We start from the raw sequence: 13288 nt of genomic DNA, 5'->3' as shown, positions 1-13288 counted from the left end.
CATTTGTTCGGGCGTTCGGGAGAACCGCACATATAGCCGCTGTTCGATGTAAAGGGCAACCCCTTTTCTTCCGTTCGGCGACCGCTGGGCGGTCTTCGCTGGGCCGTTTGTTTCCGCCCGGCTCAGCGAAGGCCGCGATGTATCGGTGCCTTCTCAGAACCACAAGCCCTCATTCTGCGAAATTCACAGATTCACTGCTGTTTGTGGAAAAGGGTCAGAACTGGGCGGAGAGGTAAGACTTCATCGCCTGAGCCTCCGCCTCGGTCTCCGCGATCTTCCATTTCACCAGATCCCCGATCGAGACAAAGCCCGTCAGCCGGTTATTGCGCACCACGGGAAGATGCCGGATGCGCCGGTCCGTCATCAGCTGCAGCGCCTGGTCGATGGGGGCGTCCGCCGTGATGGTGATCACGGCCCGGGTCATGGCGTTGCCGACCTTCATCTCGAGGGCCGCCTCCCCCTCCCTTGCAAACTGCCGGACGATATCGCGTTCCGACAGCACACCGACGATCTCGCCATCAGCATCCAGCGTCACGGCTGCCCCGATCCGCCGTTCATCCAGCAGGCGCGCCGCTGCGCGCAGGGTATCATCGGCCCGCAACGTGATGACTTCACGGCCCTTGTCGTTGAGAATCTGTTCAATGATCATTCCGGTCCTCCATCGCGGCGGCGGCCTTCAGGCCGTCTCACCTGAACGAAGGATACCATAAGCGGGAACGCGATGCGACTCCCATGAAATCGGCGTTAAATGCCCTGTTTCCGTCTATATATCGAGTTTGCGCAGAGCGTTCCAAATCAGCACACGGGCAAAAAGCGCCCCAGCAACATAGCCGCCCGCATGCACCTCCCAGGCAATCGATGCGCCCAGAAGGGCCGGCCCAACCAGGGCAAACAGAAAGTTTGCGATGATGAATATACTGGTCACCGTCAGGAAGTTGCGAGACAGAAGCCGCGATGACGCGCCTTCCCGCATCAGGAAAAAGGCTCCCATCAGACCACTGATTCCGCCCGAAGCGCCCACCGCAATCGGGCCGGATGGATTGTTGAGCAACAGATAAACCAGCCCGCCTCCCGCCTGGGAAAAGAAGATCAGCACAAAGAGCATTATGATCGCACCGGGACCATATCCACCGCGCAGAGCCGAGAGCATTTCCAGCACCGGCTTGCCGATGGCGATCATGAAAACGGCGTTCAGAATAACGTGAAACCAGTCCCCGTGCAGCAGGGTGCTAAGCACAAAAGGCGCCATCGCGCCCATCCATCCGGCGTAGGGCGGCGCCACGCCGGGCAGCAGAACGGGACCGCCGATCCACCCCCAGAAGCGTTCCGGAAACAGCGCCCCATGATACAGCGCCGCGATTTCCAGCTCTTGCGGAGCGAAGACGCGAGCGCCGTGAAGCGCGATCAGCAGCAGCGCAAACACTGTCAAAGGCAGCGGCGCGTTGACGATCGGGGGGCGCTTTTCAGCAGGTTGCATCCGGAAATCCTCATTTTGCGCGGCCAGAATCGGCCTGCGGCGCGTCCTTTCATGTAGGCGCGAACGTTAAATTTGCCTCGCCGACGCCTGAAACTAGTTCTTCTCTTATGTACGTGAAGCTGTTTCTCGGGCTCGTCGCGGCCCTTTTCGCCCTCTTCGGCGCCGCCTCCCTAGCAAACCCTGTCGGCATGGCCGGCAGCCTCGGCGTCGTTGTGAGCGGCCCAAATGGGGCTTACGAGCTGCGCGGCATCTATGGCGGGGTCAGCCTGGCTGCCGCCCTGCTCTGCGCCGGCGGCGCGATTCGCCCCTCCCTGACGCTGCCCGCGCTCTGGTTTCTCATTGTATATATGGGCGGCTATGTGTTCGCGCGCGGCTTTGCCCTGCTGCTCGGCCCCGCCCCCACCAGCGCGTATATCGGCTTCGTGGCCTTTGAGGTGATCGTTCTGGCCGGGGCGATTCTCGCGCTCAGAGCCACCCGGCAGCCCTGATCCCAAAAGAAAAGCCCCGCCAGCGAGGCGGGGCTTCCATAAGAAACACTGGCCGGAGCCGTCTCAGAACGTCTTGCGCAGCGTCACACCATAGGAACGCGGCGCTACCGGATAGCCCATATAGGAGCCAGCCTGCGCCACGGCCGGGAAGGCGGTCGTGATGTATTCGTCGTTGAACACGTTGCGCACCCACAGCGTCACACCCAGACCCGACTCATTGGTGAAGCCGGTCGAGGCATTGAAGGTGTTGACCTTCTTCTGTTCGCCGAAGGCGGCCTGTTCGGCGTCGCTGTCGAAATGGTCGACGGCGCTTTCATACTGCCAGTCGCCGCGGACATAGGCGTCCCAACCCGCGACATCGAAGAAATACGTCGCCGCCGTGGAGGTGGCCACTTCCGGGATACCGTAGACCTTTTCTCCGGACAGGTCGCCGCTCGCCGAGTTCGGGAAGCTGTCATAGACCGGATCCTGAAGCGTCCCGGCCACCATCAGCTGCAGATTGCTGATCGGGTTCCAGGTCACGTCGAATTCAAGACCCTTGTTGGACTGCTTGCCGGCATTCGCCAGCGCGAAGCCCGTGCCCGTGAACACGTTCGACTGGAAGCCTTCAATCGTCTGGTCGAAATAGGCGAGATTGAACGCGACGTTGGAATAGACGCCTTTCAGGCCCACTTCGAACACAGTCGAATCTTCCGGCCCGGCATAGCGTGAACCGGTCGTAAGGTTCGGTAGGGCAAGGCCTGCGTCACGGATGGGAGAGGAAGGCGGGCTCGTCACGGGCGAACCGGGGATGAAGTCCGACGCAAAAGGACGCGAGTCGCGCGACAGGTTCCAGGACGTCGCCTTGAAGCCCGTGGCATACGACACATAGGTGTTGAGGTTGTCGTTCACATCGTACGCGAGGCGCAGCGTGTAGGTCGTGGCGGAATCTTTCGAGCGGCCATCTTCCACGGCGTTCGGGAAGCCCAGGAAGGGCGGCAGGAACTGCAGCGGCTGGAGGGCCAGCAGCGGGTTTTGTGCCGGGTTCTGAACAGCGGCCTGAATGGCGGCGAAGGCCGCCGGGTTGGCCTGCGCGAAAGCAGCCACCTGCGCCGGGTTCTGCGCGTTCACGCCGAAACCCGCCATCGTCTGGGCAAAGCCGATCGCAACGAAGTCCAGCGAGGAGAGCACGTCCGTCGCCTGGATGCTGTTGCGCGCGTCTTTCTTGTCTTCAGTATAGTTGAGGCCAATCGTTGCCGTCAGGCGGTCCGTCAGGCGGTAGTCAACCGTTCCGAAAAGCGACCAGGCGGTGTTGTCCTGGCCGGCATCGTCGCGGAAGCCCTGGCCTGCCTGGGCGAGCGTCGTGCCCACCGGAAGCCCCAGCGCGCTTTCAAGGCCCGCCAGAATGTCGGTGATCACGCCCGTATTGGGGTTAAGGCCGCCCGCCAGCGCGTTGGCATAGGCGCGGTAGTCCGTCCCGTAGAGCAGCGCATTCTGGATATCGACCTTTTCGTCGAAATAGAAACCGCCGACCATCCAGTCGAGGCGCTCGCCATCGGTCGATGTCAGGCGGAATTCCTGGGTGAAGGTATCGATATCGGTCTTGTTGGAGTTCTCGCCCAGCAGGTCAGCGCCGGTGAAGTCGGAATCCTGGTTCGTCTCCAGGCGCGACATGCGATACGCGGTAATCGAGGTCAGGCGCACTTTTTCGAAGTCGAAGTCTGCCTGCAGCGACAGGCCGCCATTGTCGACCTTGTTCGTGGACGGAAGGTTGTAGGCCACGCGATAGCTGTAGGGATCTTCCGGAACGATCTGCCCGCCGATGGCCTGCACGATGGCGCCTGTCGGTCCGTTGACGACGTTGGCCGCTGCGCAGCACAGCTCGTCGATCTGGTCATAGTCCGCCATCAGACGGAAAGAGGTGTTCACATCCGGCTCGAACAGCAGGTCTCCGCGGATGCCCCAGCGGTTGCGTTCGTTCGTCTCGGTGCCCGTGCCGATATCTTCGACATAGCCATCGCGCTTGTTGTACGTGACGCCCACGGCGCCGGCGAGGTTCTCCGCCAGCGGACCCGTGACATAGCCGTTTGCGCGGTAGCCATTCTCATTGCTGATCGTGCCATCAACCACGCCGCCAAACTCGTATTGCGGTTTCTTGGTGACGACCGAGATCACGCCTGCCGATGCGTTCTTGCCGAACAGGGTCGACTGCGGCCCGCGCAGGACTTCCACGCGCTCGATGTTCGGAAGGTCGGAAATCTGCGAGGCAGAGCGCGAGCGGTAGACACCATCAATAAAGACACCGACCGACGGCTCGATACCGGCATTATTCGCCCCGTTGCCGAAGCCGCGGATCACGAAGTTGGTGTTGGCCGAAGACTGCAGCTGGCCAACGCGCAGCGACGGAATGATCGACTGCAGGTCGTTGAGGTCGACAATGGCCGCCCGCTCAATGGTGGTATCGTCCACCACCGACACGGCAATTGGCACATCCTGCAGCGTCTGTTCGCGCTTGGTGGCCGTGATCGTCACGGTCTGCATGGTGCGGGTTTCTTCGGCGGCTTCCTGTTCCTGGGCCAGCGCCGGGGCGGCGGCCGAAAGGGCAGTCAGGCCGACGCCAAGGCAAAGCACGGCGCTCAGGGCCTTGCGGCCTGCTGGCGTCACTTCAGATTTTGACACGTGGAGTTTCCTTCCTGGGAGTTCTGCTGATCGTGTGTGCCATCGCCCTGTCCGGTGGGAACGCGGGCGCCAGCAAAGTTTCTTATTATTATGAATAGATTGTAATCGGCAGATTCGCGGCAAGGCAAGACCTGCCCACAGACAACCGGCAGGCGCACCGGGCGTAACCCTGGCGCATGTGTTCCGGCGTGAAACGCTTGGTGGCCGCGCGCGAGGCACAAGCGTTCGCCCCCGCCCGCCCCGCCCCGCCAATTCTTCCCTCTGAAGCGTATTAAACCGCCCCCGCACGCACGTTTATTCCCCCACTGCGTGAATTACACCGCGGCGCGCGAACTGGAACAATTATTGCGATTGAGGAGCCGGAAAGGGCCTCCCCTTGGCCCGATGGAACACCAGGAGCAATCCAGAACATGGTCGAGCATTCGATCCACCCGAACACCCGTGTCCTGCTGGACGCCTGGCGCCGCATGCAGACCGAGCCGGATGTGCACGCCGCAGCCGGCCCCAACGTGGCCGAACATGAAGACCTGATCGAGCGCATCTTCGTGCTCGAGCTGATGGACGATCGCACCTGGCTTGTGCGCACCGCCGGCGAAGCCGTCACCTCACTGGTCGGGCGCCGCCTGTCGAATCATAATTTCCTGGATCTCTGGACTGGTCCGGACCGCGTTATGGTCGATGCCTGCCTTGAGGCGATCCGCCTGGATGGCGGTCCGGGTGTCATCCGCGGGCGCGGTGAAACCCTATCGGGCGCCCGCGCTGAACTGGAAGTCACCCTCATGCCGCTATCGGCTGGTATGACCGGCGCAACGCGCAGCCGTATGCTCGGCCTTTATCAGACGCTCGGCAGCGAAGGCGCGCTCAATGGCCAGCCAGTCTTCCGTCACCGCGTCTCGATGATCGTGCCCCCCGATACCCGCCGCGTCGGCCCGAAGCTGCGCTTGGTGGCATCGAACTGAAAAGAACAGGCTCTGCCCGCAAGGGCAGCCTGCGTGAAGCCTGGCCTTGCCGGTGGTCAGGGGGCTGAGCGCGCCAGAATGGCGCGCATCACCGGGCGGAACGCGAGATCCCCATAATCTCCGCGTCCCGCGCCAGGTTTCACGCTATCGGTTTCAAAGACAGCTCAGGCCCCCGCCAGCGCGGGCTCCTCGCGGGCCAACGCGGCGCGGCCGAGGATCATGTCGGCAGCTTTCTCCGCCACCATGATGGTCGGCGCATTGGTGTTGCCGCCCACCAGTGTCGGCATCACCGAGGCATCCACCACGCGCAAACCTTCCACACCGCGCACGCGCAGCTCTCCGTCGACCGGGCTTGCTTCGGTTGCGCCCATCGAAACCGTGCCGACCGGGTGATAGATCGTCTCGCCCTTCTGGCGGATGAAGGCGTCGATCTCGGCATCGGTCTTCACCGATGCACCGGGGAGGATTTCCCCGCCGGTATAGGCTTTCAGCGCATTCTGGCGGCAAACCTCGCGCACCATCTTCACCGACTCGCGCATCACGCGGCGGTCTTCTTCCGTAGCGAGATAGTTCGGGTCGATTGCCGGATGGGCAAACGGATCGTTCGAGGCCAGCATAACCGTGCCCCGGCTTTCCGGACGCAGCTGGCAGGCGTGGACCGTATAGCCATCCTTCTCCGGCCCGGCATTGCCATGGTCCATCATGATGGCATTGACGAGGTGCAGCTGAATGTCCGGCATCGCCAGGCCCGGCCGTGAGGAGAGGAACGCGCCCGCCTGCAGGAAGTTATCCGCCCCCGGACCAGTCTGGTTATAGAGATATTGCAGACCCACGCCCAGCTTCTTGATGCCCTTCTGCAGCGAATAGGCCGACAGCGGCACCGGCATGTCATGGATCACCGTCACGTCGAGATGGTCCTGAAGGTTGCGGCCCACACCGGTGGATTTCACCGTCGTCTCGATGCCATGGCGCTTCAGTACCTCCGGATCGCCCACGCCGGACAGCTGCAGGATCTGCGGCGACTGCACTGCGCCTGCCGAGAGGATCACTTCACGGTCAGCGCGGATCTGCCGGGCAATGCGCCCCTTGCCTTCCACGACTTCCACACCCACGGCCTTGCCCTTTTCGATCACCACGCGCGTCACCACACCGGTGGAAATGATCTTGAGGTTGGGCCGCTGAGTTTCGATCGGGCGCAGATAGGCGAAAGATGCGCTCCAGCGCCCGCCTTTGAAAATCGTGCGCTGATAGCGGCCAAAGCCTTCCTGGCTGGCGCCGTTGAAGTCTTCCGTAACCGGATAACCGGCTTCCCGCCCGGCATCGATAAAAGCCTGGTAGACCGGGCCGGACATCGGGCTCTCGGTCACGTTCAGCGGGCCGCTACCGCCATGGAAATCATTGGCCCCGCCCTCATAGCTCTCCGACTTGCGGAAATAGGGCAGCACATCGGCAAAGCTCCAGCCCTTCAGGCCCATCTGGCCCCAGAGATCATAGTCGCCCGCATGGCCGCGGATATAGACCATGCCATTGATGGAGGACGATCCGCCCCAACCCTTGCCGCGGGGCCAGTAGAGGCGGCGGTTTTCCATATACTGCTGAGGCTCGGTGAAGAAACCCCAGTTATGGTCGTTCGCCTGCTTGATCAGGCCGCCGACGCCCGCAGGCATCTTTACCATCAGGGAGGTGTCTTTTTTCCCCGCCTCGATCAGGCAGACCTTCACTGTGGGATCTGCAGAGAGGCGGTTTGCCAGCACGCATCCCGCGCTGCCGGCACCGACGATAATATAGTCGAAGCTGTCCATCTTGTTTTCCTCCCGGCGGCCGGCCGTTCTTCATTGTTAGCCGTAAACTATCTTGTTCACGGGTGTGCGCAAGAAATTGTCAACGATCATGAACTATCTGTCAGACGTGACATATTGCCTTTATTGCGTTGGGGTGAGCGCAATCGGCCAAGCAGGAAGTAGCGATAATGACGCGACCGCTCGCCCATCCCCAGGACGCTGAGTCCGGACGGCTTTCCCGCCGTGACCGCCGTGGCTTCAAGCGGGTCGAGTTGAAACTGACCGGCCGTTTCCTAATCGGCGACAGTGAAGACCATGTGCTCAGCACGGCCGACATTTCCTGCGATGGCGCCTTCATCGTCTCTTCGGAACGCCCCGGACTTGATCAGCAGGTCGTCTGCTATTTCGACGAGGTTGGCCGGGTTGTGGCCAATGTCGTGCGCGTTTCGCCCGAAGGCTTCGCCGTGCGCTTCCACACCTCGCCGCACAAGCGCGACAAGCTCGCCGACCGTCTCACCTGGCTGATCAATCGCGACAAGCTCGGTCTTGAGGAAGAGCGGGGCGAAACCCGCTACCGCGCCAGCGGTGAAGCCATCGTAAATCTGGCCGATGGCAGTCAGCTGAAGTGCAGCGTGACGGACATCTCCCTCACCGGCGCTGCCTTTGAAACCACCGGCAAGCCACCCTTCGTGGGCGAACGCGTTACCGTCGGCAATCTTGTCGGCGAAGTTGTCCGCGTCACCGGCGACAAGTTCGCCGTCCGCTATGTCCATGGGCAGAAACCCGCCGCTTCCAACTGATGGCAGATGATCTTGGCCGCCGGGTGAAACAGGTTACCGGCCAGGCGCCCGGCGCGCCGGCCAGCGCTGCCGCCGCCCCGATCGACCTCTCCCGCATAGACCCCGCCATCTGGCGGGTGCTTGCCGGCGGCGAGGTTCACGGTCCTTACACGCTCGGCCAGATACAGCAATTTGCCATCGAAGGCCGGCTTCACGCCGCCTCACGCATCTCCGGCGGCGATGATCAGCCCTTCCTGCCGATCCGCGACATGCCCCGGCTTGCCGAAGCGCTGGCCCCGGCTTTTGCTGAACGCGCCCGCCGCCGGGCTGAAGCGGCCAACTATCTGATCACCGCCCGCGCCCCTGCCCCGGCCGAAGCCGCGCTCTGGCGCGACCTGCCTGCCTGCCTCGACACGCTCGGCAAGCATATGCAACCCATTCCCGGCACGTTCCTCCTGCGCTCGGCCCGTTCTCTTTCGGAAGTACGCGCCACCCTTGCCGAGGCCCTGCCGAAGACAGCGCAGGTCTTCGTGTTGCAGACCCGTGAGGCCCGGCTCGGCTGGGTCGGTTTTGAGGAAGACATGGCGGCGGCGGTGCGCCCCGTCTGGAACGCGCCCCTCTCCTGACCTCTAAATCTGTCCGAAAGTGTCCGGATTTGTCCTGCAGGTGTCCGCCAAACGGCTCAGCCGATACGCTTGATGCCCTTTGAATGGCGCTGCCAGTTCTCGACATAGTGGATCGCGGACATCCTGATCACCTGAAGCTGGACCTCTGATACATCTTTGACCACTTTTCCCGGCGCGCCCATCACAAGCGAGTTGTCGGGGATCTCTTTTCCTTCCGGAATCAGGGCATTAGCCCCGATGATGCAATTTCGGCCAATCTTGACCCGATTGAGGATCGTCGATCCCATGCCGATCAGCGTGTCATCGCCAATTTCGCATCCGTGCAGGATCACCCGGTGGCCAATGGTGACATTCTTCCCGATCGTCACGGGCGCGCCGATGTCGGTATGGATCACTGAAAGATCCTGAATGTTGGAATTTTCTCCAATGATTATAGGGTCATTATCCCCGCGGAGGACACAGCCATACCAGACCGAGGCGTTCTCCTTCAGGATCACATTGCCAATCACTTCGGCGCTTTCGGCAATCCAGAACTTGCCCTCGCCCGGCAATTGCGGCGCCACCCCATCCAGTTCGAAAATGGCCATATCAATCTCCTCCTGCCCGCAAATCGTTACGCTCGCGGAATGTCACTTAACCGTCGGATAATACTGGTAGTGTATAGTCATCTCAGATTCGGAGAGGCAATGGCTCGCTTGGTGCCCATTTTCACCTCACCACCGGAAGCGCCCCTTCCGGATACGGGCTCGCCGCCTGCAAGGCTGGGGCCTCTCTCTTCCTTCTCTTCACCGGGCCGCTGCGCATTCCTGCCAGCGGCTTTTTTCATGCCTGCAAGCAAGGAGGCCTCCCATGGGTAAACGCAATCCTGCCAAACGCCTGAAAGCCGCTTCGGAAGTGCGCTCGTCAGCCTGGTTCGACGAGCCGGCACGCGGCAAGGGCGCCCATCTCCACGCCATAGAAGGCGGGCGCGGCTGGCACCCTGACGATGCCCATCCGGTGACCAATCTTTCGCCCCAGCAGGACCGCACCCAGCGGTATCAGAAAACCGTCAAGCCCCGCTCGGAAAACCAGGCCCAGCTTATGGCGGCTATGGACAGCCATGCCCTGGTCTGCGCCCTGGGGCCCGCCGGCACCGGCAAAACCTACCTGGCCATCTGCAAAGCCGTTGAAGCCCTGCAGAAGGGGCGCGTTTCCAAGATCGTGCTCTCCCGCCCGGCGGTTGAGGCGGGCGAACAGATCGGCTTCCTGCCCGGCGGCATGGAAGACAAGCTCGCCCCCTATCTGCGCCCGCTTTACGACGCCCTGTCAGACCGGCTCTCCCCGGCGCAACTCAAGCACATGCTGTCGGAAGGCGTGATCGAGATTGCGCCCATCGGCTTCATGCGCGGGCGCACGCTCAACAATGCCTTCATCGTCATCGACGAGGCGCAGAACTGCACCTACACCCAGCTCAAGATGCTGCTGACCCGCCTTGGCTGGCACTCCACCATGGTCATCACCGGCGATCCGAACCAGTCAGACCTGCTGCCCGAATTCTCCGGCCTGGCCAAAGCCGCAGACAAGCTGGAAGCCCTGTCTGGCGCCTCGGTCATCCGGCTGGAGGCGGCAGATGTGGTCCGCCACCCCCTCGTTGCGGAGATGCTGGACGTTCTCTGAACCCGGCGCGCCCTTGCCGCTGATTAACCTTAAAGCCGGGTCTCTCGCGGGGCCCGGCTTCTTAATTGGCCTGTTTCTTGCCTGCCGACGGGAAGATACCTGTCCCCAGGAGGGAAACATGCTGAAATCAGGCTCCAAACTTGCTGTCGCGCTGTCGGTTCTGGCCGTTGCAGCCTGCGCGCAGACCGGATTTGATACAAAATCGGCGCCCGCCGCCGCGCCAACGCCCGCTGAGATCGCTGCCGCTGCCGAGGCGCCTGCAGGCTGGCGCCCCTTCTCGGCAGACAGCCCCTGGAACACCAAAATCCCCGCGGATGCGACGATCGACCCGCTCTCCGAAGTCCTGATCGAAGATTTCGCCAGCCACAGCTCGCTGGCCATCAACATGCCGCTCTATTCGGTAGCGACCTACTATATCGACTCCGCCAAGACGCCGAAGAAGAAGGTTTTCCCTTACTTTGAAGGCTATTACGGACGCGGCTTCGAGCCGGGCACGCGCATTCCTGCGCCGGCGTTCGCTGTGCCTCCCGGCCCCGAAGGCAGCACCGCCTATCTCGCCATGATCGACCCTGCCGCCGGCCGTGCCTGGGAAATGAAGCAGGGCGCTCAAGACCCGGAAACAGGTTACTGGGGCACCTCCTTCGGCGCCGAAGCGGACCTGACAGGTACAGGCGTTGCCGCCCCCTGGATGACGGCGCCGGACGCCAACCTGTCGGCCTCCCCGCGCCCCTCGGGCGTTCCGCTGATTGCAGGCCTGATCCGGATTGACGAGATCAAGGCGGGCCGCATCGATCATGCCCTTGCCATTGCCTACCCCGCGCCGCGTACCGGCAGCTTCGTCTCGCCCGCCAGCATGGCGCTGGAAGCCCCCGAAGGCGCCGAGCCTAATCTTGTCGGCCTGCCGATGGGGGCCCGCATCCAGCTCGACCCGGCCTATGATATAGAGAACACGAACCTCACGCCCGCTGCCAAAGTCATCGCCCGCGCGCTGCAGGAATATGGCGCCATCGTTGTGGACCAGACCGGCTCAACCGTTCTCTTCGCCGAATCCGCGCCGGCACAGCTCGAAGCCTGGCAGGGCCTGCTGGCCCCCGCCGACCTCAGCCTGCTGTTCACCGAAGACATGATGGGCCGCAATTTCAGGGTTCTGAAACTTGGCGAACAGATGCCCGGCCGCCCGGAAGCCTGGCGTTAGCCCCGGCAGCACATCCCCGCCTCAGCTGGGGCGGGAGGTGTCATACGGGCTGTCGAGCGAGAAGGCCGGGATCCGCGCCACCATCTCTTCGCCCTCATCGTCCACAAGGTCGTAAGTGCCGGTCATCATGCCCGATGGCGTGGCCAGCGGCGCGCCGGATGTATAGCTGAAGCGCTGACCCGGCCCGACCGTGGGAGTCTGGCCGATCACGCCCTCGCCATCGACCGCCTGCAGCCGCCCCGCCGAGTCCACAATGCGCCAGTGACGGCGGATGATGGTCCAGGTCCGGTCGCTCTCATTCTCCACTTCCACCGTATACTGCCACATGAATTTCGCCCGCGCGGGCTCGGATTCGTCGTGCAGGAATTTCGGCCGCACACGGATGCGGACGCCATCAGTGATGGCCTCATATTGCGGAGGAGCGGGGCGTCTTGCCATGGACCAAGCCTTCCCCGGCATAGGTTCACAAGCTGTTAAGGGCGGCAAGGAGATCGGCTTCCAGATCGTCGCCATCTTCCAGCCCGACAGACAATCTGATCCAGCTTCGGTCAAGCCCCATCGCTGCCTGCTCGGCATCGCTCAGGGCACGGTGGGTCGTGGTCGAGGGGTGGCAGGCGAGCGATTTGGTGTCGCCCAGATTGTTGCAGATGTCGACCAGTTTCAACCCGTTCAGGAAACGGAACGCCGCGTCCTGCCCGCCCTTCAGCGACAGGGCGAGCAGCGTGCCCCCCATCTTCATCTGCTTCTTGTGCACCTCATAATGAGGATGGTCCTGGCGGTGGGGATAGCGCACGGCATTGACCGCCGGATGCGCTGCCAGCGCGTCGGCCAGGCGCGCCGCCGTCCGGCTCTGCGCCTCGACGCGCAGCTGCATCGTCTCAAGACCTTTCAGCACTACCCAGGCATTAAACGGCGACGCCGCAGGCCCCATATGGCGCAGCCACGGATCGTAGACGTCGCTCATCCGCTTGGTGTCTGTCAGGATCGCGCCCAGCAGAACCCTGCCCTGCCCGTCCATATGCTTGGTGGCCGAATAGGCGACCACATCGGCGCCCAGCTCCAGCGGGCGCTGCAGCACCGGCGTTGCGAACACATTGTCCACTACCAGCAGCGCGCCAGCGGCCTTGGCAAGCTTCGCCACCGCCTCAATGTCCACCCCGTCGAGCAGCGGATTGGCCGGGCTTTCGATCAGCACCAGCTGGCAACCCTTGCCGATCTCGCGCTTCCAGGCGTCGAGGTCTGCCCCGTCCACGAACACCGCCTCGATGCCGAATTTCGGCATCTGATTGGCGATGATCCAGCGGCAGGACCCGAAAAGGGCCGTTGCCGCCACCACCCGGTCACCGGCCTTGAGCGGCGCCAGAATGGCGGAGGAAATGGCGCCCATGCCCGATCCGGTCACCCGGCAGGCCTCGGCGCCTTCGATCAGGCAGAGACGCTGCTGGAGCATCTCATTGGTCGGGCTGCCATAGCGGGAATAGACGAAGCCTTCTTCTTCCCCGGCCATGCGGCGCATCGCCTGTTCGGCCGAGTCGTAGGCGTAACCGGAGGTCAGGTAGAGCGCTTCGGAAATCTCGCCATGCTGGGAACGCATCAGGCCGCCGCGCACCGCCTGGGTGGCGGGCTTCCAGCCCTTCTTGTCGTTGCCCGATGCATCGGCCATGGCTCT

The 13288-nt window shown here is 62.7% G+C and carries 13 protein-coding genes; 6 read left to right on the top strand and 7 right to left on the bottom strand.

From position 1 onward, the window contains the following. Nucleotides 1-214: 214 nt before the first annotated feature. Both HPO_RS15335 and HPO_RS15330 read right to left on the bottom strand, forming a co-directional pair. Nucleotides 215-649 carry a CBS domain-containing protein gene (locus tag HPO_RS15335; protein WP_035600624.1) on the bottom strand — a complete coding sequence of 145 codons (435 nt, stop codon included), beginning with the start codon at nucleotides 647-649 and terminating at the stop codon, nucleotides 215-217. Nucleotides 650-763: 114 nt separating this feature from the next. Beyond that, on the bottom strand, nucleotides 764-1477 hold the full coding sequence (locus tag HPO_RS15330) for a rhomboid family intramembrane serine protease (RefSeq protein ID WP_051612667.1): 714 nt from the start codon (nucleotides 1475-1477) through the stop codon (nucleotides 764-766). A 107-nt stretch (nucleotides 1478-1584) separates the two neighbouring features. On the opposite strand from HPO_RS15330, the gene HPO_RS15325 reads away from it, so the two are divergent. Continuing rightward, a complete protein-coding gene (locus HPO_RS15325; protein WP_035600621.1) occupies nucleotides 1585-1965 on the top strand; it encodes a DUF4345 family protein in 381 nt (126 codons plus the stop codon). Between the two features lie 63 nt (nucleotides 1966-2028). Here the strand turns inward: HPO_RS15325 and HPO_RS15320 are convergent, their stop codons facing one another. Then, entirely contained in the window at nucleotides 2029-4623 is a 2595-nt protein-coding gene (locus tag HPO_RS15320) for a TonB-dependent receptor (RefSeq protein WP_241767939.1), read from the bottom strand. Nucleotides 4624-5033: 410 nt separating this feature from the next. Between HPO_RS15320 and HPO_RS15315 the strand changes: the two genes are divergently transcribed. Continuing rightward, a complete protein-coding gene (locus HPO_RS15315) occupies nucleotides 5034-5582 on the top strand; it encodes a PAS domain-containing protein (RefSeq protein ID WP_035600620.1) in 549 nt (182 codons plus the stop codon). A gap of 164 nt (nucleotides 5583-5746) precedes the next feature. Here the strand turns inward: HPO_RS15315 and HPO_RS15310 are convergent, their stop codons facing one another. Then, on the bottom strand, nucleotides 5747-7384 hold the full coding sequence (locus HPO_RS15310) for a choline dehydrogenase (protein WP_035600618.1): 1638 nt from the start codon (nucleotides 7382-7384) through the stop codon (nucleotides 5747-5749). 167 nt (nucleotides 7385-7551) lie between these two features. On the opposite strand from HPO_RS15310, the gene HPO_RS15305 reads away from it, so the two are divergent. Then, on the top strand, nucleotides 7552-8163 hold the full coding sequence (locus HPO_RS15305) for a PilZ domain-containing protein (RefSeq protein ID WP_035600616.1): 612 nt from the start codon (nucleotides 7552-7554) through the stop codon (nucleotides 8161-8163). After that, complete coding sequence (locus HPO_RS15300; RefSeq protein ID WP_035600613.1) at nucleotides 8163-8768, top strand: hypothetical protein; 606 nt, start codon at nucleotides 8163-8165, stop codon at nucleotides 8766-8768. The genes HPO_RS15305 and HPO_RS15300 overlap by 1 nt, the downstream gene beginning before the upstream one ends. Before the next feature lie 56 nt (nucleotides 8769-8824). Here the strand turns inward: HPO_RS15300 and HPO_RS15295 are convergent, their stop codons facing one another. Continuing rightward, the gene (locus HPO_RS15295; protein ID WP_035600610.1) at nucleotides 8825-9355 is read right to left on the bottom strand and encodes a gamma carbonic anhydrase family protein; all 531 of its coding nucleotides are present in this window, start codon (nucleotides 9353-9355) and stop codon (nucleotides 8825-8827) included. A 262-nt stretch (nucleotides 9356-9617) separates the two neighbouring features. Here HPO_RS15295 and HPO_RS15290 point away from each other — a divergent pair, with 262 nt between their 5' ends. Further along, nucleotides 9618-10424: a PhoH family protein gene (locus tag HPO_RS15290; protein WP_035600607.1), complete on the top strand. Its 807-nt coding sequence runs from the start codon at nucleotides 9618-9620 to the stop codon at nucleotides 10422-10424. 118 nt (nucleotides 10425-10542) lie between these two features. Next, nucleotides 10543-11619, top strand: a complete 1077-nt coding sequence (locus HPO_RS15285; RefSeq protein WP_035600604.1) for a hypothetical protein — start codon at nucleotides 10543-10545, stop codon at nucleotides 11617-11619. A gap of 21 nt (nucleotides 11620-11640) precedes the next feature. On the opposite strand, the gene apaG is transcribed toward HPO_RS15285, so the two are convergent. After that, nucleotides 11641-12057, bottom strand: coding sequence for a Co2+/Mg2+ efflux protein ApaG (apaG, locus tag HPO_RS15280; RefSeq protein ID WP_035600601.1), 417 nt, complete (start codon nucleotides 12055-12057; stop codon nucleotides 11641-11643). A 25-nt stretch (nucleotides 12058-12082) separates the two neighbouring features. Next, nucleotides 12083-13282: an O-succinylhomoserine sulfhydrylase gene (gene metZ, locus HPO_RS15275; RefSeq protein WP_035600599.1), complete on the bottom strand. Its 1200-nt coding sequence runs from the start codon at nucleotides 13280-13282 to the stop codon at nucleotides 12083-12085. Nucleotides 13283-13288: the final 6 nt, after the last annotated feature.

The organism is Hyphomonas polymorpha PS728 (assembly GCF_000685315.1).
GTDB lineage: Bacteria > Pseudomonadota > Alphaproteobacteria > Caulobacterales > Hyphomonadaceae > Hyphomonas > Hyphomonas polymorpha.
Note: the sequence above shows the minus strand (reverse complement) of the source record. Positions and strands in the feature narration are given on the sequence as shown.

Excerpts from the sequence above, each read along its gene's own strand:
- HPO_RS15310 (WP_035600618.1), bottom strand. The coding sequence starts at position 7,384 with ATGGACAGCTTCGACTATATTATCGTCGGTGCCGGCAGCGCGGGATGC.
- HPO_RS15330 (WP_051612667.1), bottom strand. The coding sequence starts at position 1,477 with ATGCAACCTGCTGAAAAGCGCCCCCCGATCGTCAACGCGCCGCTGCCT.
- HPO_RS15295 (WP_035600610.1), bottom strand. The coding sequence starts at position 9,355 with ATGGCCATTTTCGAACTGGATGGGGTGGCGCCGCAATTGCCGGGCGAG.
- apaG (WP_035600601.1), bottom strand. The coding sequence starts at position 12,057 with ATGGCAAGACGCCCCGCTCCTCCGCAATATGAGGCCATCACTGATGGC.
- HPO_RS15285 (WP_035600604.1), top strand. The coding sequence starts at position 10,543 with ATGCTGAAATCAGGCTCCAAACTTGCTGTCGCGCTGTCGGTTCTGGCC.
- HPO_RS15315 (WP_035600620.1), top strand. The coding sequence starts at position 5,034 with ATGGTCGAGCATTCGATCCACCCGAACACCCGTGTCCTGCTGGACGCC.
- HPO_RS15325 (WP_035600621.1), top strand. The coding sequence starts at position 1,585 with ATGTACGTGAAGCTGTTTCTCGGGCTCGTCGCGGCCCTTTTCGCCCTC.
- HPO_RS15290 (WP_035600607.1), top strand. The coding sequence starts at position 9,618 with ATGGGTAAACGCAATCCTGCCAAACGCCTGAAAGCCGCTTCGGAAGTG.
- metZ (WP_035600599.1), bottom strand. The coding sequence starts at position 13,282 with ATGGCCGATGCATCGGGCAACGACAAGAAGGGCTGGAAGCCCGCCACC.
- HPO_RS15300 (WP_035600613.1), top strand. The coding sequence starts at position 8,163 with ATGGCAGATGATCTTGGCCGCCGGGTGAAACAGGTTACCGGCCAGGCG.
- HPO_RS15305 (WP_035600616.1), top strand. The coding sequence starts at position 7,552 with ATGACGCGACCGCTCGCCCATCCCCAGGACGCTGAGTCCGGACGGCTT.
- HPO_RS15335 (WP_035600624.1), bottom strand. The coding sequence starts at position 649 with ATGATCATTGAACAGATTCTCAACGACAAGGGCCGTGAAGTCATCACG.